We start from the raw sequence: 20,061 nt of genomic DNA on the forward strand, positions 1-20,061 counted from the left end.
GTCTTATGCAGCCAGTCCATACATCGGTCTTGCTTGAAGAATGTCTCGAATTCTTAAAACCCGATGCTTCCGATAATCTTTTTGTAGACGGAACATTGGGAGAAGGCGGACATACTGAAGCTTTTTTAAAAAGATATCCTCAACTGAATGCGATAGGCCTTGATGCCGATGTTTCTATTCAAGAACGGGCAAAAGAAAGGCTAAAACCCTTCGGTGAACGCATCCGATTTCACTTAGGCTGGTCCGATGAGTTTTTTAAAAACTATCCTAAAGATTCTGCTCCTCCGAATTTAATTCTTTTGGATTTAGGTATATCCATGTTTCACTATGAAAAATCGGGAAGGGGGTTTTCTTTTTCTTCTGACGAACCATTGGATATGAGGTTGAATCCTGAGCTTAGGCTGAGTGCCGCAGATATTATCAATTCTTATAATGAAAAAGATTTGGCGGATTTAATTTTTAATTATGGTGAAGAGCGTTATTCAAGAAAGATAGCTTCCCGTATAGTTGAGCAAAGAGCTGCGGCCGCTTTTAGTAATGCAAAAGAATTGGCCGATTGTATTTACAAGGCTGTTCCTCAAAATTATAGGCATGGAAAAATTCATCCTGCTACAAAAACTTTCCAAGCTCTTAGAATTGCCGTCAATGGAGAGTTAGATAGGCTCCCCCGTCTTTTGGAGGCTGCTTTTTCGGTTTTGGCTCCTAACGGACGGCTTGGAGTTATTACCTTTCATTCTCTTGAAGATAGAATTGTAAAGTTCTATTTTAAAGAATTAGGGAAAAGCTGTACCTGTCCCGAAAATATGCCGATATGTAAGTGCGGGGGCAGACCTAAAGCTGAAGTTTTAACAAAAAAAGCCGTTAAGGCTTCTGATGAGGAAATAAGGCTTAATCCGCCTTCAAGAAGTGCCCATCTTAGGGTTGTACGCAAAATTGATTATCGGGAGTTACAAAAATGAAAAAACTATGTGCTATTGTTTTAACCTTACTTATACCTCTTTTTTTGTTTGCCGTAGTATTACAGTCTTCAAGATACGCGGCTGTGGAAAGGGAATTGGCGGATTATAATAAGGAACAGGCTAGAATTGTAGAAGAAAATAAAAAGAAAATTTCCGGTATTTCAATTTTGTCAAAACCGGAGCGTATCGAAAAAATCGCTGTTGAAGAGCTAAAAATGAGAAAGGCTTTGTCGAGTGAGATTTTGCGGGTTTCAATTTCAAAGGAGAATAAAGATGGATAAAGAAAACTGCAAGACAAATTTAGAATATTCTCTTATGACTCTTGAGGAATTGCTTACAAGTATCGGTGCAAGGCTTGTTTATAAATCCGATACCTCTAAGGCTTTTTCATCAGTAGCTATAGACAGCCGTAATGGAAAAAATAATTCTCTTTTTATTCCTCTGCGCGGTGAAAAGCAGGATGGTCATAGCTATATAGAATCTGCTTTAAAGAAGGGAGCTAAATTTTTTGTTGTTGACTTTGATCATCTTAATGAAAATGAAACTACATTATTGTCATTGTGTAAAAACTATGCTGCTTCATGCGTTGCCGTAAAAAATAACTTAAAGGCTTTGCAGGATGCTGCAAGATATTATTTGTCGAAATTTCCCAATCTTTATAAAATAGGTATTACGGGGTCAAGCGGGAAAACAACTACAAAAGAAATTTTAGCTTCAATATATTCTCAAAAATATAATACCGTATCGACAAAGGGGAATTTAAATTCCGAAACGGGTTTGCCTCTTTCCGTTTTTGAAGTACGGCCCGAACATGAAGCCGGAATATTTGAGCTCGGCATGAACCGTAAGGGGGAAATAGCCGAAATAGCAAGCGTTCTTTTACCAAACGCCGCTATAATTACAAATATAGGAACTGCCCATATCGGAATTCTCGGCACAAAGCAGGCAATTGCTGAGGAAAAAAAAGAAATTTTTTCTTTTTTTAAAGATGATTCTTTAGGCTTTATTCCTGACTGTGAGTTTACGGATTTCTTAAAAGATATTCCTCATGGTTCTGTTTTTACGGTTTCAGATAATGATTCTTCATTGGTGCAAAATGTTGAAGATGCCGGTGTATCAGGTTCTAAAATTTTTTATAAAGGAGAAAAAATTTTATTTCCATTACCGGGAGTATATAATGTAAAAAATGCTCTTTTATGTATAGCCTTGGCGGAGAAGAAAGGTTTTTCGGCTAAGGAAATTAAATCAGGTTTAGAAGCCGTGCAGCCTCTGTTTGGTAGATCGCAGGTTTTGCACGGCTTTGTAACCTATTTTTTGGATTGTTATAATGCAAATCCCGACTCGATGGAAAGCGCAATCAGGTTTTGTAATTCTTTAGACACAGGATCTAAAAAACATTATGTTTTGGCATCTATGCTTGAGCTTGGAAAAGAGTCTGACTATGAGCATAAAAAAATAATTGAAGAAGCATTAAAATCCAATGCAGATAATTTATATCTTTTTGGAGATGATATTTGCTTCGCTTGTGAAGGTATAAAATTTGATGGTCCTAAAAAAATATATAAGTTTAAAACAAATGAATTCGATGTATTAAAAGAACGGCTTAAAGAAAATTTATCTCAGGGTGATTTTGTTTTATTAAAAGGTTCAAGGTCAATGGAGCTTGAAAGGTTGGAGTCTATTTTAAAGGAAGGGGATAGTTAAATGGTAAAACATATTATTGCGAAAAAAAATATAAATTCCGAAAAATATGATTTTGTTTTTGCTATGTCTATCCTTCTTCTTTTTGGTGTGGGCTTTGCAACATTGTATTCCGGTTCCATTTATTATGCTCAGCGTCTTTTTGACGATCACCTTTATTTTGTAGCGAAGCAAATAAAACATTTTATTGCCGGATTCATTTTTATGATGTTCTTTATCCTTATAGATTTTTCTGTATTAAGGAAAGCTCTTCCGTTTATAATGCTTGGAACTTTTATCCTTTGTATTTTACCTTTTGTTCCGGGGGTAGGCGAAGAAAGGAATGGAGCTTTAAGGTGGATTAATATTGCAGGTTTTACATTTCAACCTTCAGAGATGGTTAAACTTTCTTTGATATTGTTTTTAGCTAATTTTTTTGACAAGAAGAACGGTAAATATGATGAGCCTTTGATTTCTATAATAGCTCCTTTTATTATCACCTCTCTATTTGTATTTCTGGTGTATTTGGGAAATGATTTTTCTTCTTCCTTCTTTATTTTGATTATTTCGATTGTGATGTTTTTTATAGCAGGCGTTCCGCTTTTATGGTTTTTAAAAGGTTTATTTTGTTTTTTACCTATTTTAATTTTAATGGTTATAACAAAAGAATACCGTATGGAGCGTCTTCTTTCATTTTTTGACCCTTCCAGAAGTCCATTGAGTTCAGGATTTCAAATTCAGGCTTCTCTTAGTGCATTAACAAGCGGAGGACTTTGGGGGCAAGGTTTGGGAAATGGTGTCCGTAAGATAGCCAGTGTTCCTGAAATATATTCGGATTTTATCTTTGTAGTTTGGGCGGAAGAAATGGGTTTTATAGGTGTTGTTTTTTATATTGCGCTGCTTGCAATTTTTGCGATTTTCGGATACCGCATTTCTTTTAGATGTAAAAGCCGTTTCGGTGCCTATGCATCATTTGGGGCTGTAACATGTATTTTAGTACAATCGCTTGTAAACTGCGCTGTCGTTTCAAAGCTTCTTCCCGCTACCGGAATACCTTTACCTTTTTTCTCATCCGGAGGTTCATCTTTACTTGTTACTTTTTGCTTATGCGGTTTAGTTTTAAATGCATCCGGGTATGTAAATAAAAAAGGAGAAATAAATGGCTGATATTTTATATACATGGAAAAAAGAAGAATACTCAGGTTCTAATATTACCGAAGAAAAAAGAACTCGCACATATAAGGCGGCAAATATAAAATCAATTATAATTAAATTTTTTATTATAACTTTTATTTTGTTTTTAATAGGTGAAGCCGTTTTTTATGCAATTATTTTACCGTATAATTCGATAGCATCAGTTAAGATTTCCGGTTGTTATGATTTAACTTCGGTGGAAGTAAAAAAGCTTGCAGGTATAGATGGTAATACAAGATGGTTTAATATAAATTCCGGAGAAATTTCTAAAAGATTAGTATCCTATCCGGCTATTGCTTCAGCTACAGTTGAAAAAATATTTCCGGATAAAGTTTTAATAAAGATACTTGAAAGAAAGGCTGTTGCAGTTTCTTTTATAGAGCTTGACGGTAGAATGATTCCTATGGAGATTGATAGTTATGGAGTAATTTTTCGAATAGGCTCTCCTATAATTAAATCAAACTTACCCATTATCACAGGGCTTACTTTTAAAAATCCTCGTGAAGGTATGCAAATTAATGAAAAGCTGTCTCAATTATTTATTCAGTTGGATGTTTTACAAAAAAAACACCCTGTTTTATTAAACGAGATTTCTGAGATAAAAATCCAGCCTAAAAAATACGGCGGTTATGATTTGGTTATTTATCCTTTAAGAAGCAGGCTTTCGATAATAACTAATAAGTCTTTAACAGAAGAATCTTTACGGTATATGATGCTTATCATTGATGTAGTTAAAGATATCAGTTTGGATAAGGGTATTATTGGAATCGATTTACGTGGTGCTAATGCCGTTTATATAAAAAGAGAGGCTAAAGATGAATAATGATATAATTGTCGGATTGGATATAGGAACAAAGAATATTAGAGTTGTTGTTGCCGAAAAAAATGAAGAGAGTCATTTACAGGTTGTCGGTATAGGAATAAGTGCTTCAACAGGAATGAGAAAGGGTGTTGTAACAAATATTGAAAGTACTGTTCAAGGTATAAATAAAGCTGTTGAAGCAGCTGAGGTTATGTCGGGAATAGATATAAGTCATTGTGTTATAGGTTTAGGCGGTGTTCATATAGAAGGTTTGAATTCTCGCGGAGTCTTTCCTATAAGAGATAAGGGAAAAAATAACAGAGAGATAGACCGTTCCGATATTGAGGCTGTTATCAATTCAGCGAAAGCGGTGGTTATTCCGATGGATAGACAAATAATTCATGTGATACCTCAATCTTATACTGTAGATAAACAGCGGGGGATTAAAGATCCTATTAATATGATCGGTGTAAGACTTGAAGCTGAGGTTCATGTAATTACAGGAGCTGTAACATCCATAAAGAATATACCTAATTGTGTTACAAGAGCTAATTTAAATATAGACGGATTAATGCATAACGGCTTGGCTGATGTTAGATCTGTAATGACAAAGGATGAGCAAGACTTAGGTTCTATTTTGATTGATATTGGTGCAGGAACAACAGATATAGTTGTTATGCAAAATGGAGGACCTATTATGACGGCATCTTTGCCTGTCGGCGGTATGCAAGTTACAAATGACTTGGCCGTTGTAAAAAATATCCCATTTGATACTGCTGAAAAAATAAAAATATCAAGCGGCTGCTGTTGGAGTCCTTTTGTAGAACATGATGAACAGGTGCTGCTGCCTGCCTTCGGGGGCCGAGGCCCTGAAGAAATATATCGAATGGAAATATGCGAAATACTACAAGCTAGAATGGCTGAAATTTTCGTAATGGTAAAAAATAAGGTGGATACACTTACTCAAGGTATTCATCTTGGCGGTTCTGTCGTAATATGCGGAGGCGGCGCCCTCCTGAACGGTACAACAGAGTTGGCTGACGAAATATTCGGAATGCAGTCGGCAAGATTGGGAATCCCGCCAACTATCGGAGGGGTTGGAGGAGAATATCGAAGTCCGGAATTTGCTTCAGTGGTAGGATTGATATTGCATGCATTTGATGATCAGAGCAAAAACGGAGAAGTTTCAAATCTTAGAAATGAAAAATCTGGATTTGTTGTTTCAAAAATTAAAAATCTTCTAAAAGAATTATTTTAAAATTGCATACGGGAGGGAAAATGGGTATGTTATATGAAGTTATAGAAGCTAATGAAAAAAAAGACTTGGTTGGAGCTGAAACGCCGGCTATAATAAAAGTTATAGGTGCAGGCGGAGGCGGGTCTAATGCCGTAAACAGAATGATGTCGAGCAGTATGAGGTATGTAGATTTTATAGTTGCAAATACTGATCTCCAAGCCTTAAATCATTCAAATGCTCCTTTAAAATTACCTATAGGAACTAAGATTACCAAGGGTTTAGGTTCAGGAGGTGATCCTGAAATAGGCGAGCAAGCTGCTATCGAAGACCGTGAGGCTATAGCAAATGCTATAAAGGATGCAGATATGCTTTTTATCACTGCAGGAATGGGCGGAGGTACGGGAACAGGTTCGGCGCCGATTATTGCAGAAATTGCAAAAGAGCAGGGGATCTTAACTGTTGCCGTAGTTACAAAACCTTTTACTTTTGAAGGGCGTAAAAGAATGGCTCTTGCTGAAGAAGGTATAAAAAAATTAAAGGAATCGGTTGATACGGTAATTACTATTCCCAATCAGCATCTTTTAAAAATGGTAGATCCGTCTACACCTGTTGTAGAAGCTTTTAAAAAAGCTGATGATGTCTTGCGTCAGGCCGTTCAAGGTATTTCCGATTTGATTTATCAACATGGAGAAGTAAATGTTGATTTAGCTGATGTTAAATCAGTAATGAAGGCTCAAGGAAATGCTCATATGGGTGTCGGTGTCGGTGAAGGACAGAATAGGGCCGTGGATGCTGCAACGAATGCAATAAATAATCCCCTTTTGGAAGAAGCTAGAGTTGAAGGTGCTCAAAATATTTTGGTAAATATTTGCGGTGATGAGAAGTTAAGCATGCATGAAATACAAGAAATAATGGAAATTATAACGGCAAGCGCCGATCCGGATGCAGCTATATTTTTTGGAGCAACTATTGATCAGGCTGTAGAAAATAAGGTTGTTGTTACATTGATCGCAACCGGATTTAGATCCAATGACACTTTTTCTATTGATGAAATAAATGCCAATTTAAAATCTATGCGTGAAGAGGAAGAAAAAAAAGGCTTAAATGACAGTTCTTTTATGACATCTACTGAGTGGGCTACTATAAATAAGACAAAACCTCCCGTACTTTCTGGGCTTGGTTCAAGAAATAGAGCAGAGCCTTCTTCTTCAAAAGAGTATGTCAATATTTATAATGAAAAAAAAGCTCCTTCTTTTAGTGCAATGGTTCCTCCGGTAGAATCCGATTTGGAAACACCGACATATTACAGAAATCAAAACAGGCTAAGGTAAAGGAGGGTAAGACACTGTCAACTATACAGCTTCGGGCATTTTATGGATTTTTAATTTCTGCAGAATCTCATTCGCGGTCAACTGCACAGACCTATGTGAATACTTTGCAGTTATTTCAAGAGCAGTTTCCTAAAATTTCAATTGAAAATGCTACAGAAGCCGACTGTATTGATTTTATTTTACAAAGATCTAAATCAGGAATTATGGCTAAAACTATTGCCAAGGATATTGCAGCTCTTAATTCCTTTTTTAGGTTTTTAATTATCGAAGGAGTTAGAAAAGATAATCCAAGCGAGAGTATTGAAAGACCTAAAAGGGAAAAGACTTTGCCCAGAGTTTTATCTCCGGATGAAGTAGATAACCTTTTTGCTGCAATTCCTTTGGATTCGCCTAATAATATAAGGGATAGAGCTTTGTTTGAGCTTATTTATTCGGCAGGACTCAGGGTCAGCGAGATAGTTAATTTAAATTTAAAAGATATTTTTTATGATGAAGACTTAATTAAGGTTACCGGAAAAGGAAATAAAGAAAGAATTGTGCCTTTTGGAAGCGCTGCAAAGTACTGGCTTAAAAAATATATACTTGAAGCCCGTACCGAGTTATTAAAACCTAAACATCCTGAAAATAGTTTAACTTCGGGTTCCGTATTTTTAAATAACCGCGGAGCTGCCTTAACCAGAAAAGGAATTTGGAAAAGAATAAATGCTCTTTCAAATTTTTCCGGTATTGAAACAAAGGTTCATACTTTAAGACATTCTTATGCCACGCATTTGCTTGCCGGAGGAGCGGATTTAAGATCCGTTCAATGTCTTTTGGGGCATTCCGATATTTCTACAACTCAAGTTTATACGCATATCGAGGATAAGTCTTTGCAAATGTATCATAATAAATTTTTTGATACTAAAAAATTAGAACGAGGTATAAAATGAAAAAAAGATTTTGTTCCGTAATAATTATTGTTTTGTCAGCTCTTATATTAGGAAGCTGTAATAAGGTTACAAGTATTCGCCGGCTTCAAGAACTGGAAGAGGGAGTCAGTAATCCTAATACTGAAGCTGAATTAAAGGAGGCTATAAGAAAATATGAAAAAAGAGTTGATGATATAATGATTGCAGAAGGACGCATAGGTATTTGGTATAAAATACTCGGTTCAAGATATATGGATCAAAAGATGTATAAAAAAGCATTAGAGGCTTTTCAATCTGCATTGGAGTATTATCCTGAAAACCAAAATTTATTTTATCAAGCAGGACTTGCTGCAAGCCTAACTGCAAAAAACTCTTTAGATTTTGAATTAACGGGAACCGATATTGAGAAAAAAAGATATTTTTCTCTTGCCGTTTCCGCTTATACCCGTGCACTTGAAATAGATCCTAAACATTCAAAGGCTGTTTATGCTCTATCGGTATTGTATATATTCGAATTAAATAGACCAGCTGAAGCAATTCCTATTTTAGAAAAAATTGCCGAGTGGGAAAAGAAGCCTATAGATCATTTATTTTTACTTGGGGCTGCTTATTATATGACGGGTGAAAATGAAAAAGCTATTGCCGTTTATGAGCACATTATCGAAATTTCAAGCAGCGCAGAAAAAAAAGCGCAAGCTGAAAATAATATTAGGGAGATTAGGAGTTCGGGAGGAAGATAAAAAATGAAGATATCCGAAAAAGAAAGTTTGTATATAGGATTATCTCATTGTTATTTTCTCAAAGGAAGGGAAAAGCTTGTTCTTTCGGAAAAGCTTGAGTCCTTATCTTCTCTTGTATCGCTTTCTATAAAGGATATTTCTGAAATTATCGGCCGGCAGGTAAGACCCAAAAAATGGGATAAAGATTTACTGAAATCCCTTACGGATTTAAGTATAAAACTTATGAGCTCATATGATATAAAGATGCTTTATTTTTATGATTCGAATTTTCCTCCGCAGCTTAGAGAGATTCCAGATCATCCATTTACCGTTTTTTATCGCGGAAGACTCCCATCAACTGAGCAGCCCATGCTTGCAATGGTAGGAACAAGGCGCCCTACAGGGGATGGAATTGAGCAAGCATTGAATTTGGGAAAAGAATCTGCCGAAAAAAATATCCCTGTCGTGTCTGGATTGGCTTTCGGTATAGATTGTTTTTCTCATAAGGGCTGTCTTGAAGGAGAAGGTAAGACCTTGGCAGTATTGGCCTGCGGGCCTGAAATGATTTATCCCCGTTCAAATAAAAAACTTGCTGCGAATATTTTAGAATCGGGCGGCTGTATTTTAAGTGAATATGCTCCGGGAACGGAACCATTGTCCTACCGCTTCCCTGAACGGAATAGAATTATTTCGGGACTTTCGCGTTCGGTTATAATTGTAGAAGCTCCAAAAAAATCGGGAGCTCTTATTACTGCGGATTTTGCATTGGAGCAAGGCAGGGATGTTTATGTATGCAGCCTTCTTCTTGATTCTTTACAAAATGAAGGCGGTAAAGCTCTTTACGAACAAGGTGCATTTGCGATAAAATCCATAGATGATATTTTACATGACTGGAAATATCCTACGGAAAATAATTTAAGAAATAATCAGCAAAATATGCTGTTTACTAATTTATAGATTATGAGGTATTGATTTATGGAAAACACGATGAATGAAACAAAAAAAACTAAACGTACTGCAAAAAAAACAAAACAGCATTGCTTGGTTATAGTCGAGTCTCCTGCAAAGGCTAAGACGATTGAAAAATATTTAGGAAGCGATTATATCGTAAGAGCTTCGATGGGACATCTGATAGATTTGCCTAAATCAAGATTGGCAATCGATATAGAACATAATTTTACTCCCGAATATATAACGGTTCGGGGCCGTGCTAAAATCTTAAAAGAATTAAAAAAGGAAGCAAAAAAATCTTCAGGCGTATTTCTTGCAAGTGATAATGATAGAGAAGGGGAGGCCATCGCCTTTCATTTACACGAAGCCTTGCTCCCTGAATGTTCTTCTCCGATAAAAAGAATAGTTTTTAACGAAATTACTCCCAATGCAATTCAAGAAGCCGTAAAAAATCCCATGGATATAGATATGGGAAAAGTTAATGCTCAAAAATCCAGAAGAGTTTTGGATAGACTGGTCGGTTATAACCTATCTCCTCTTCTTTGGCAAAAAGTAAAAAACGGATTATCGGCAGGCCGTGTTCAATCCGTTGCATTGCGTTTAATCTGCGAGCGGGAAGAAGAAGTTGAAAATTTTATTCCTGATGAATACTGGACTCTTGACGGAGATTTTAAATATGGAAAGACATCCTTTGAAGCTCAGCTTGTAAAATATAATGATAATAAGCCTGAATTAAAAAATCAAAAAGAGGTTGATGCTATTATAAAAGAATTGAGTTCTTTGCCGGCCTCGGTTTCGGATATTAAAACAACAGAGAAAAGTATTAAACCTAGACCTCCGTTTACGACTTCTACATTACAGCAGGTTGCTGCAAACAGGATAGGCTTTACATCAAAAAAGACAATGCAGGTAGCCCAGCAGCTTTATGAAGGTATTGCAGTCGGTTCTACCAGAGTCGGTTTAATTACCTATATGCGTACCGATTCTGTGAGAATTTCGGATACTGCAATAGAGGCTGTCCGTAAGTGGATAAAGGAAAATCATCCCAAGGACTTGCCTGAAAAGCAGAATATGTATGCGGCAGGAAAAAAAGCTCAGGATGCTCATGAAGCAATACGCCCCACTTATGTTGAATATACTCCTGCTTATTTAAAAGAATTTTTAACCCGTGATCAGCTAAGACTTTATTCTTTGATTTGGGAGAGGTTTGTTTCAAGTCAAATGAAAAATGCAAAAACGGAAACGGCAAGTTATGAAATAAAAGTAGGCAATGCAATTTTCCGTGCAGCTTCTACAAAGATAACCGAAAAAGGTTTTTATACCGTTACAAAAACATTAATTTCAAAAGATGAAAAAGGAACTTCTTTGCCTTCTATGAAAAATGGAGAAGCAATTAGTGTTGAGAATTTAAGACCGGAACAGCATTTTACTCAAGGCCCTGCCCGTTACACTGATGCAAGTATCGTAAAGATGCTTGAGGAAAAAGGAATAGGAAGGCCTTCAACCTACGCTCCTATTATTTCCGTTTTGCTTGAACGCTATTATGTAACAAGATCGAATAAACAGCTTGTTCCGACTCAGCTGGGAAGAATTATCAACAACCTTTTGGTTAAAAACTTTTCCGAAATAATAGATGTGAACTTTACTGCCGGAATGGAAAACCGCTTGGACGAAGTCGCCGAAAATAAAATAGAATGGCCTAAACTGATGGAAAGTTTTTACGGCTCGTTTAAAGAAAAAGTAGATACAGCCTTGGAAAATGTAGAAAGCATTAAAGGCTCCTTGGATGAAGTTACGGACATAGTCTGCGAAAAATGCGGAAACAAAATGGTAAAAAAACTTGGCCGTTTCGGACTATTCTTAGCTTGCAGTGCTTTCCCTGAATGTAAAAACACAAAATCCATTCCTTTAGCCAAATGTCCGCGTGAAGGCTGCGGCGGAGATATCATCGCCCGTAAATCTAAAAAGAGAGGAAAAGAATTTTACGGATGTACTCATTTTCCCGAATGTGATTTTATTTCACACTTTAAACCTATAAATGCATCTTGTCCTAAATGCGGTTGGTTTATGGTAGAAAAATATGATAAAAAGCATGGCAGCTACAAGGCCTGTATCAATCCTAATTGCGATTATTTACACAGTATTGTAGAAGGTGTAGAAGATGTGGAGGTGGATAGAAGTAATGAATGAAGTATTTGAAAGCTATCTCACCTATAGTGGGGGAGTAAGGCAATTTACAAAAGCAACAGTTGATTCTTATAGAAATGATTTATTTATCTTTGAACAATGGTTAAATGAGCTTGAGTTAAATATTTTTGAATTAAAAGCTTCAGATATTAGAATCTTTATTGCAGAGCTTGCCGATAGAAAATTTGCTCCGTCTTCTATCAATAGAATGATGTCGACTTTAAGAGGCTTTTATAAATATGCTTTAAGGTTCAATTTGACAAAAATAAATCCTATATCGTCTGTAAGGAATTTAAAACTTGCTCAAAAACTTCCTGTGTTTATGTTTCCTAAACAGGCGCAAGAGTTTTGTCGGCTGCCTTCAAATGCCGGTATCCTTTGGGAAACAAGGGACTCCGCCTTATTTGCTTCTCTTTATTCTACAGGCTGCCGTGTTTCGGAATTAGCCGGACTCGATATAAAAGATTTGGATAAAACTCTTTCTTATGCCATCGTTTTTGGGAAAGGTAAAAAAGAAAGAAAGGTGTTTTTTGCAGAATTTGCAAAAGAATATTTGAGGGGGTATTTAAAAGAAAGGGCTGAGGTGCTTGAAAAGTGTAAAGGCCAAGTTCAAAAAGACGGTAAAGGAAAAATTAGGGATGCTCTTTTTATAAATCAAAAGGCTCAAGCCTTAACAAGCAGGGGAATTCGGTATATAATAAACAGATATGTTGAGTTATCTCCGGAATTAAAACATCTATCACCCCATGCTTTTAGGCATAGCTTTGCATCGACATTGATTACACGCGGTGCGGATATAAGGGTTGTACAGGAATTGCTTGGTCACGAAAGCGTTTCGACCACGCAAAGATATACGCATATTACGGCTGAGCAGCTTCATAATTTATACAAGGCTGCCCATCCTCATTCATAAATAGGAGTTATGATAAACAGTTCGGCAGAAATTCAGCCTCACTGTCTATCGAAATAGGAGTTTTAGATGAGTCAAAAAATAAGAAGCACTACGGTGATTGCCGTAAGAAAAGACGGAAAAATTGTTATGGCCGGAGACGGACAGGTAACCATGGGCGAAACAGTTATGAAGGGAAATGCCCGAAAGGTAAGAAAAATTTATGACGGAAAAATTATAACGGGCTTTGCCGGAGCAACGGCCGATGCCTTTACTCTTTTGGAAAAGTTTGAAATCAGGGTAAAAGAATTTTCAGGAGACCTTACCAGAGCTGCGGTAGAGCTTGCAAAAGATTGGCGCACCGATAAGATGCTCAAAAACTTGCAGGCCCTCTTACTTGTGGCTGACGCAAAAACCACACTTTTAATTTCAGGAAACGGAGATGTTATCGAGCCTGAAGAAGATGTACTTGCAATAGGCTCCGGAGGAAATTACGCTTATGCTTCTGCTTTGGCTTTGATGCAAAACACAAACCTTTCCGCCCGTGAAATTGCAGAAAAGAGTTTACAGATTGCGGGAAAAATATGTATTTACACAAACGGAAAGATAGTTATGGAGGAAATATAATGAATGAAGAATTAAAAGATTTGACGCCTAAACAAACAGTTGCAGAATTGGATAAATATATCATAGGACAAAACAAGGCGAAAAGAGCCGTTGCTATTGCTCTTCGCAATAGAATGCGCCGGCTCAAACTTCCCGAAGAAATCAGAGACGAAATAGCGCCTAAAAATATTTTGATGATAGGCCCTACGGGTGTAGGTAAAACAGAAATTGCAAGACGGCTTGCAAAGTTGTCGGGAGCTCCTTTTTTAAAGGTAGAAGCTACAAAGTATACTGAAGTGGGCTATGTAGGCCGCGATGTCGAATCTATGATCAGGGATTTAATGGCTGTGGGTTACACAATGGTAAAAAGTGAAATGCAGGAAAAACTAAAAGAACAGGCAGAAAAAAATACCGAAGAATCTTTATTGGATTTGCTTTTGCCCGGTTCAAATAAAAAGAAAACTGCCGCAACTTCTGCTCAGTCGCAAGATGTTTCTCAAGTTTCTACCGGAACAACGATAATCCTCCCAAACATGAGTTCTACGGCTCCTGTTGAAGAGCATAAGGTTCAAAATGAAAACGATATGAGCGGCACACGGGAAAAATTCCGCGTAATGCTCCGCGAAAAGAAACTCGAAGATAAGATGGTTGAGGTTACTATTTCTCCTTCCATGGGAACTCCCACATTCGAATTTTTTGCAGGCGGTTCAAATATGGAAGATATTGAATCTGCAATGTCTAATATTTCCAGTATGCTCATGGGCGGAGCAAAATCGAAACGCAAAAATGTAAGCGTAAAAGAAGCCCGCGAAATTATAATGGCCGAACAGCTTGACCGAATGGTAGATCATGATAAGGTAACGGACGAGGCAAAGCAAAGGGTCGAGCAGATGGGAATTATATTTATTGACGAAATCGATAAGGTCGCTTCCCGTTCGGATCGAGGAGGCGGGCCCGATGTTTCAAGAGAGGGTGTTCAGCGCGATATTCTTCCCATAGTTGAAGGCTCTAAGGTTTCCACTAAGTACGGCGTTGTCGATACCCGTCACATTCTTTTTATAGCAGCAGGAGCTTTTAGCGTATCAAAGCCGAGCGATTTAATCCCTGAATTTCAAGGACGCTTTCCCTTGCGCGTAGAGCTTGAAGCCTTGCATGCAGAAGATTTTAAACGTATTCTTCTTGAACCTAAAAATGCTTTGACCAAACAGTATGCAGAGCTTTTGGAAACCGAAGGTGTAAAAATAGAATTTTTGGATGAAGCCATTGATAGGATGAGTTTTTTGGCTGCCGATGTAAACAGCAAAAACGAAAACATTGGGGCCAGAAGGCTCCATACGATTATGGAAATGCTTTTAGAAGATATTTCGTTTAATGCAAGCGAAATGGGAGGCGAAACGGTAAAAATCGATGTAGCCTATGTGGATGAAAGGTTAAAAGATATCGTACAGGATCAGGATTTATCCCGATATATTCTATAATATGGTTAAGGGGTATTTAAAATTTGCCGAAAATATCCTTAGGAGTGAATTATGGGTTTTAATAGTTTTTTAAGAACAACGGATATACTGCACAGAGCCTTGGATGTAAACTCTTTACGCTATACCGTTACATCAAATAACCTTGCAAATTCGGATGTTCCTAATTTTAAGAGGACTGAGGTAAATTTTGAATCGGAGTTAAAAAGAGCCTTTGATTCTGAAAAAAATGCAAAAGGAGCTTTTCAGCTTGCAACGACTCATCCTTTGCACATAAAATCAAATGAGCCTATAGATTATAAAACGGTTGAGCCTGTGCGTGTTTTGGATTATTTGACTGCCGAAAAAGCAAACGGAAATAATGTAAACCCTGAAGATGAAGCCATGAAGGTATTGAAGATTCAAATGCAGTATCAGCTTTTAAGTATGATGGCAGGTTTTCAGTACAATCAGGTACAATCGGTTTTAAAGTAGAATAAGGAAGCGGAGGAAATAATATGGGATTGTTTACAAGTATAAATATTGCAGCTACGGGAATGGGTGTAGAGCGTCTTAGAACCGATGTAATATCAAACAATATTGCAAACGCTTCGAGCTTGGAAACCCAAGAAGGCGGCCCTTTTAAAAGAAGCCGTGTAATAGTCGGACAAAAGAAAAGCGGTATCGACTGGCAAACTCCTTTTACTCCTCAAAATGTAGAAAGGGGAGTAGGTGAGGGCGTTAAAGTTCTTTCGATAGAAAAAGATACTTCCGATAGCCGTTGGGTTTATAATCCGGCCCATCCTAAGGCCTTAAAGTACGGCCCTAATGAAGGATATGTAGAGTACCCGAATGTAAACATAGTTACGGAAATGGTAGATTTAATTTCGGCTTCAAGGGCTTATGAGGCAAACCTTGCCGTTGTAAACGGTGCAAAGGATATGTTCCAAAGAGCCTTGGATATTGCAAGATAAAATGAACGATAAAATATTTTAGTGGGAGGAAAAAATGGTAAACGCTGTAAATGTTGCAAATGTAAATTCGGTACCGGGACTTTTAGATGTTCCGAAAATTAATGCTGTTGTTACCGATAATTTTAGAGCTAAAATGGTTTCAAATACCGACATGATTGAGCTTGCTGCAAATAAAGAAGCTGCAAGTTTTGAGCAGACAATTTTAAAAGCATTCGACAGCATGAATGCAAAGCAAACAAACATGGACAAGCTGGGAGAACAAATGATTGTCGATCCTGAATCGGTCGATGTTCATGATATAACTATGGGAATGGCCGAAGCAAGTTTGTCGCTTAAATTAGCGCAAACCATAATCGACCGTTTGGTAAAAAGTTGGAATGATATTACCACAACGAGATAAAAGATAGCCTCGCAAGACTTTAAGTTTAAGGTCTTGCTAAGCTCGTTCAGTACATGGGGGGAAACATGAACGAAAAGTTTAACAATCTAAAAACAAAGTTTGGGACGCTTTGGGGAAAATGGACAAAGCTCCAAAAAGGAATCATCATCGGTGTAATTGTACTTGCTCTGGTGTTGGTTGTCGTTCTTAGTAGATGGTCTTCAAAACCGACATCGGTACCAGTGATAGACATGGCAATAACCGATGTTGATCTGCGGGATAGAATTATCTTGCGCATTAATGAAGAAAATGTAAAAACTACAATCTCTTCCGATGGGATAATCTCCGTTGCCGATGAAGCGACGGCCAGAAGGATGAGGGCTATTTTAATCCGTGAAGATTTAATACCTAACAATACAAGCCCTTGGGCATTCTTTGATGTTGAACGGTATTCTCGTACCGACTTTGAGCGAGAGGTTGATGTACGCCGTGCAATTACCGAGGAAGTCAGGAGACATTTAAAAGCCTTGGACGATATTGATGATGCCAATGTTATAGTCCGGATACCGGAAAAAGCCTTATTTGAATCGGAACAGCTTCCTGCAACTGCGACCGTAGTTATTTATCCTGCACCGGGAAGCGATATTTCCAATAACCGAAAAAAAATAGAAGGTATCCAAAAGATGCTCAGGCTTGCGGTTCCGGGGTTAAAGAATGAAGATATTACGATAAGCGATGCGTCCGGAATTCCTTTAAATGATTTTGAGATTATGAAAGATGCCGACCGTTTAACTCTAATTGAAAAGCAGCAAAAGTTTATTGCTAAACTTGAAAGGCAATACGGGGTAAATATATTGACACCTTTGCAAAAAATATACGGTGAAGATAGAGTTAGAGATATAAACGTTAAAATTGATATGGATATGTCTGAGCGGTCTGCAGATACAACCGAAATACGCCCCACAGTTATCAAAGAGGATAATCCCGATACCTCTTATGATGATTCTCAAGTAGTTCAATCGGTTACGGTAAGTTCTGAAAATGCAACTACGATTTGGGAAGGAAGCGGAATAAATCCTCAAGGGCCTACGGGAACCGAGGGACAAACGCCGCCTTCTTATCAGGATACAAGAAATTTAGTAGGACGCTCGACTCAAACCATCACAAAGGAAAACCATCTTGTAAGTTCAAGCCAGATAAAGGAAGTTTTTCTTCCAAAAATGGGAAGAAGAACCGTATCTGTAAACATCGACGGTGTTTGGGAAAAGAAAAAAGATGTTAACGGAAAATATATTATTAAAAACGGTATGATTGAAAGAGAATATAAACCTCTTTCAGCTGAAGAAATAAAGCAGGCCGAAAAAATAATTAAAGATGCTATAGGATTTGATTCAAGTCGGAAAGATTCCGTAAGTGTTGTAAATGTTAAGGTTGACAGAACTTCTCAATTTGAACTGGAGGATAAAGAATACTTTAAAGCTCTTCAAAGGCAAACGATCTTTTTAATTTCTTTAGCCGGTATAGCTTTAGTATTGTTACTGTTTATCCTGTATAGAATAATAAGCCGAGAAATTGAAAGAAGAAAAAGGCTTCGAGAAGAAGAAGCTATACGCCAAGCTCAGCTTGAGCGGGAGAGAATATTATATGAACAGCAGATGGCGAATGCCGATGTTTCTATGACTGTTGAAGAGCGTCACCGTCTTGAACTTCAGGAGAATGCTATCAATATGGCTCGTGAACATCCTGAAGATGTTGCTCTCTTAATTAGAACTTGGCTCATGGAGGAATAGTATGGCTGTAACACCTGCAAAAGAACGAGGCAGTGCAAAAAAAGGTAAAGATATTAATTCTCTTACCGGAAGGCAAAAAGCTGCAATATTTTTAGTATCTCTCGGAGGTGAAATCTCCGCTAAAATAATGGAAAGGCTTCGTGAAGATGAAGTCGAAAAAATAGTTTTTGAAATTGCAAGAACTGAGAGTGTTGATGCCGAGTTAAAAGATGCTGTTCTCCAAGAATTTCAAGATTTAATGGCGGCTCAAAACTTTATAACGACAGGCGGTATAGATTACGCAAGGGATGTTCTGGAGAAAACTTTCGGAAGTCAAAAAGCTATCGAAATAATAAATAGGCTCACGAGCTCTTTACAAGTTCGTCCATTCGATTTTATTCGGAGAACCGATCCTGCGCACCTGCTTAACTTTATTCAGCAAGAACATCCGCAGACAATTGCTTTGATTCTTGCTTACCTTGAACCGCAAAAGGCATCGGTAATTTTGCAAAATCTTCCCGATGAAATTCAAAGCGATGTAGCAAGACGCGTTGCAACCATGGATACAACTTCCCCCGATGTTCTCCGTGAAGTTGAGCGTGTCTTGGAAAAGAAGCTTTCTACGGTTTCAAGTGAAGATTACACGGCTGCTGGCGGTGTAGACAGTATCGTTGAGATTCTTAACCTTGTTGATCGTTCTTCTGAAAAATCCATTATCGAATCTCTTGAAGATGAAGATCCCGACTTGGCAGAAGAAATCAAGAAGAAGATGTTCGTATTCGAAGACATTGTTATGCTTGACGATAGATCCATCAGTAAGGTTTTGCGTGAAGTTAATAATGATGAAATGGCTAAGGCCCTTAAACAAGTTGATGCTGAGGTTCAAGATAAGATATTTAGAAATATGTCTAAACGCGCAGGTGCTATGTTAAGAGATGAAATGGAATACATGGGACCGATACGCGTTAAAGATGTTGAAGAAGCTCAGCAAAAGATTGTTTCGATTATCAGACACTTGGAGGATAAGGGTGAAATTGTTATCGCCAGATCCGAAGAGGATGAATTGGTATAAAATAAAACGGAGAATTGCTTATGGCTAAGACTATTTTTAGAGGTTTTGAGGTAAACAAAAACAATAATGATGTAGTATTTTTACATCTTAATAAAACTTTTCAAGAAGAGCCTGAAGAAGTTATTGAAGAAAAGGTTCAAGTCTATGAGGGACCTACTGTCGAAGATTTACAAAAAGAAGCCGACAATTTTAAAGTTGAATGGGAAAAGCAAAAAGAAAAAATGATTTCGGATGCTAAAGTTGAAGCCGATAAGATTATTCAAAATGCACAAAATGCTGCCTTTGATGAGGTAAAAAGACAGACGGATGAAGCTCAAGTTATAGCGCAAAATGCTAAAAAAGACGCCGAAGACATTATAGCCGAAGCCGAACAAAAAGCCCGTGATATAATTACCGATTCCGAAAAAAATAAAGATGCTGTAAATCAAGATGCATATAAAGAGGGGTTTAACCGAGGCCGAGAAGAAGGTTTCAAGGAAGGAAATCTTGAAGTGCAGCGCCTAACCGATCGTCTTCATACGATAATAAATAAGACAATGGATAGGCGTCAAGAAATTCTTTCAGAAACAGAGCAGCAAATAGTTGATCTTGTTCTTTTGATGACAAGAAAAGTCGTAAAGGTTATTTCCGAAAATCAGCGAAATGTTGTAGTTTCCAATGTTGTTCATGCTTTGCGTAAAGTTAAAGGAAGGGGTGATGTAGTTATCAGGGTTAATTTAGCTGATGTCAAGATGACTACAGAGCATACTAAGAATTTTATATCGGCTGCAGAAAATATTAAAAATATTACCGTTGTTGAGGATTCTACAGTTGATCAAGGCGGATGTATTATTGAAACCGATTTTGGAGCGGTGGATGCGCGTATCACAAGTCAGCTTAATGAACTTGAACAAAAGATTTTGGAAATATCGCCTATTAAAACAAAGATAAAGACCGGAAATATTTAAGGT

The 20,061-nt window shown here is 37.4% G+C and carries 20 protein-coding genes; all 20 read left to right on the forward strand.

Annotated elements, in window-relative coordinates; genetic code table 11:
* The first annotated feature begins 5 nt into the window (after window positions 1–5).
* Window positions 6–959, forward strand: coding sequence for a 16S rRNA (cytosine(1402)-N(4))-methyltransferase RsmH (gene rsmH / locus E4N78_RS05015; RefSeq protein WP_255811941.1), 954 nt, complete (start codon window positions 6–8; stop codon window positions 957–959).
* On the forward strand, window positions 956–1,240 hold the full coding sequence (locus tag E4N78_RS05020; protein ID WP_255811942.1) for an FtsB/FtsL family cell division protein: 285 nt from the start codon (window positions 956–958) through the stop codon (window positions 1,238–1,240). The genes rsmH and E4N78_RS05020 overlap by 4 nt, the downstream gene beginning before the upstream one ends.
* Window positions 1,233–2,663: a UDP-N-acetylmuramoyl-tripeptide--D-alanyl-D-alanine ligase gene (locus E4N78_RS05025; protein ID WP_255811943.1), complete on the forward strand. Its 1,431-nt coding sequence runs from the start codon at window positions 1,233–1,235 to the stop codon at window positions 2,661–2,663. The genes E4N78_RS05020 and E4N78_RS05025 overlap by 8 nt, the downstream gene beginning before the upstream one ends.
* On the forward strand, window positions 2,664–3,806 hold the full coding sequence (gene ftsW / locus E4N78_RS05030) for a putative lipid II flippase FtsW (protein WP_255811944.1): 1,143 nt from the start codon (window positions 2,664–2,666) through the stop codon (window positions 3,804–3,806). It begins immediately after the preceding gene.
* Complete coding sequence (locus tag E4N78_RS05035; RefSeq protein ID WP_255811945.1) at window positions 3,799–4,656, forward strand: cell division protein FtsQ/DivIB; 858 nt, start codon at window positions 3,799–3,801, stop codon at window positions 4,654–4,656. Before ftsW ends, E4N78_RS05035 begins: the two co-directional genes overlap by 8 nt.
* Entirely contained in the window at window positions 4,649–5,893 is a 1,245-nt protein-coding gene (gene ftsA, locus E4N78_RS05040; protein ID WP_255811946.1) for a cell division protein FtsA, read from the forward strand. Before E4N78_RS05035 ends, ftsA begins: the two co-directional genes overlap by 8 nt.
* A 26-nt stretch (window positions 5,894–5,919) precedes the next feature.
* Complete coding sequence (ftsZ, locus tag E4N78_RS05045; protein WP_255812322.1) at window positions 5,920–7,203, forward strand: cell division protein FtsZ; 1,284 nt, start codon at window positions 5,920–5,922, stop codon at window positions 7,201–7,203.
* Between the two features lie 14 nt (window positions 7,204–7,217).
* Complete coding sequence (locus E4N78_RS05050) at window positions 7,218–8,132, forward strand: site-specific tyrosine recombinase (RefSeq protein ID WP_255812323.1); 915 nt, start codon at window positions 7,218–7,220, stop codon at window positions 8,130–8,132.
* Window positions 8,129–8,851: a tetratricopeptide repeat protein gene (locus tag E4N78_RS05055; protein WP_255811947.1), complete on the forward strand. Its 723-nt coding sequence runs from the start codon at window positions 8,129–8,131 to the stop codon at window positions 8,849–8,851. The genes E4N78_RS05050 and E4N78_RS05055 overlap by 4 nt, the downstream gene beginning before the upstream one ends.
* Window positions 8,852–8,854: 3 nt before the next feature.
* On the forward strand, window positions 8,855–9,787 hold the full coding sequence (gene dprA, locus E4N78_RS05060; RefSeq protein ID WP_255811948.1) for a DNA-processing protein DprA: 933 nt from the start codon (window positions 8,855–8,857) through the stop codon (window positions 9,785–9,787).
* Between the two features lie 18 nt (window positions 9,788–9,805).
* Complete coding sequence (gene topA, locus E4N78_RS05065) at window positions 9,806–11,971, forward strand: type I DNA topoisomerase (RefSeq protein ID WP_255811949.1); 2,166 nt, start codon at window positions 9,806–9,808, stop codon at window positions 11,969–11,971.
* Complete coding sequence (locus tag E4N78_RS05070) at window positions 11,964–12,881, forward strand: tyrosine recombinase XerC (protein ID WP_255811950.1); 918 nt, start codon at window positions 11,964–11,966, stop codon at window positions 12,879–12,881. The genes topA and E4N78_RS05070 overlap by 8 nt, the downstream gene beginning before the upstream one ends.
* Window positions 12,882–12,947: 66 nt before the next feature.
* Window positions 12,948–13,484, forward strand: a complete 537-nt coding sequence (hslV, locus tag E4N78_RS05075) for an ATP-dependent protease subunit HslV (RefSeq protein ID WP_253697546.1) — start codon at window positions 12,948–12,950, stop codon at window positions 13,482–13,484.
* Window positions 13,484–14,941 carry an ATP-dependent protease ATPase subunit HslU gene (gene hslU / locus E4N78_RS05080; protein WP_255811951.1) on the forward strand — a complete coding sequence of 486 codons (1,458 nt, stop codon included), beginning with the start codon at window positions 13,484–13,486 and terminating at the stop codon, window positions 14,939–14,941. The genes hslV and hslU overlap by 1 nt, the downstream gene beginning before the upstream one ends.
* A 51-nt stretch (window positions 14,942–14,992) precedes the next feature.
* Window positions 14,993–15,412: a flagellar basal body rod protein FlgB gene (flgB, locus tag E4N78_RS05085; RefSeq protein ID WP_002668460.1), complete on the forward strand. Its 420-nt coding sequence runs from the start codon at window positions 14,993–14,995 to the stop codon at window positions 15,410–15,412.
* 23 nt (window positions 15,413–15,435) lie between these two features.
* Entirely contained in the window at window positions 15,436–15,891 is a 456-nt protein-coding gene (gene flgC, locus E4N78_RS05090; protein ID WP_255811952.1) for a flagellar basal body rod protein FlgC, read from the forward strand.
* Between the two features lie 34 nt (window positions 15,892–15,925).
* Window positions 15,926–16,291: a flagellar hook-basal body complex protein FliE gene (gene fliE / locus E4N78_RS05095; protein WP_010696781.1), complete on the forward strand. Its 366-nt coding sequence runs from the start codon at window positions 15,926–15,928 to the stop codon at window positions 16,289–16,291.
* Window positions 16,292–16,356: 65 nt separating this feature from the next.
* The gene (fliF, locus tag E4N78_RS05100) at window positions 16,357–18,060 is read left to right on the forward strand and encodes a flagellar basal-body MS-ring/collar protein FliF (RefSeq protein WP_255811953.1); all 1,704 of its coding nucleotides are present in this window, start codon (window positions 16,357–16,359) and stop codon (window positions 18,058–18,060) included.
* Between the two features lies 1 nt (window position 18,061).
* Window positions 18,062–19,111 (forward strand): flagellar motor switch protein FliG, encoded by a 1,050-nt coding sequence (gene fliG, locus E4N78_RS05105; protein WP_255811954.1) that lies wholly within the window; start codon window positions 18,062–18,064, stop codon window positions 19,109–19,111.
* Between the two features lie 20 nt (window positions 19,112–19,131).
* The gene (fliH, locus tag E4N78_RS05110) at window positions 19,132–20,058 is read left to right on the forward strand and encodes a flagellar assembly protein FliH (protein WP_255811955.1); all 927 of its coding nucleotides are present in this window, start codon (window positions 19,132–19,134) and stop codon (window positions 20,056–20,058) included.
* Window positions 20,059–20,061: the final 3 nt, after the last annotated feature.

This window comes from Treponema denticola (genome assembly GCF_024400535.1).
Lineage (GTDB): Bacteria > Spirochaetota > Spirochaetia > Treponematales > Treponemataceae > Treponema_B > Treponema_B denticola_C.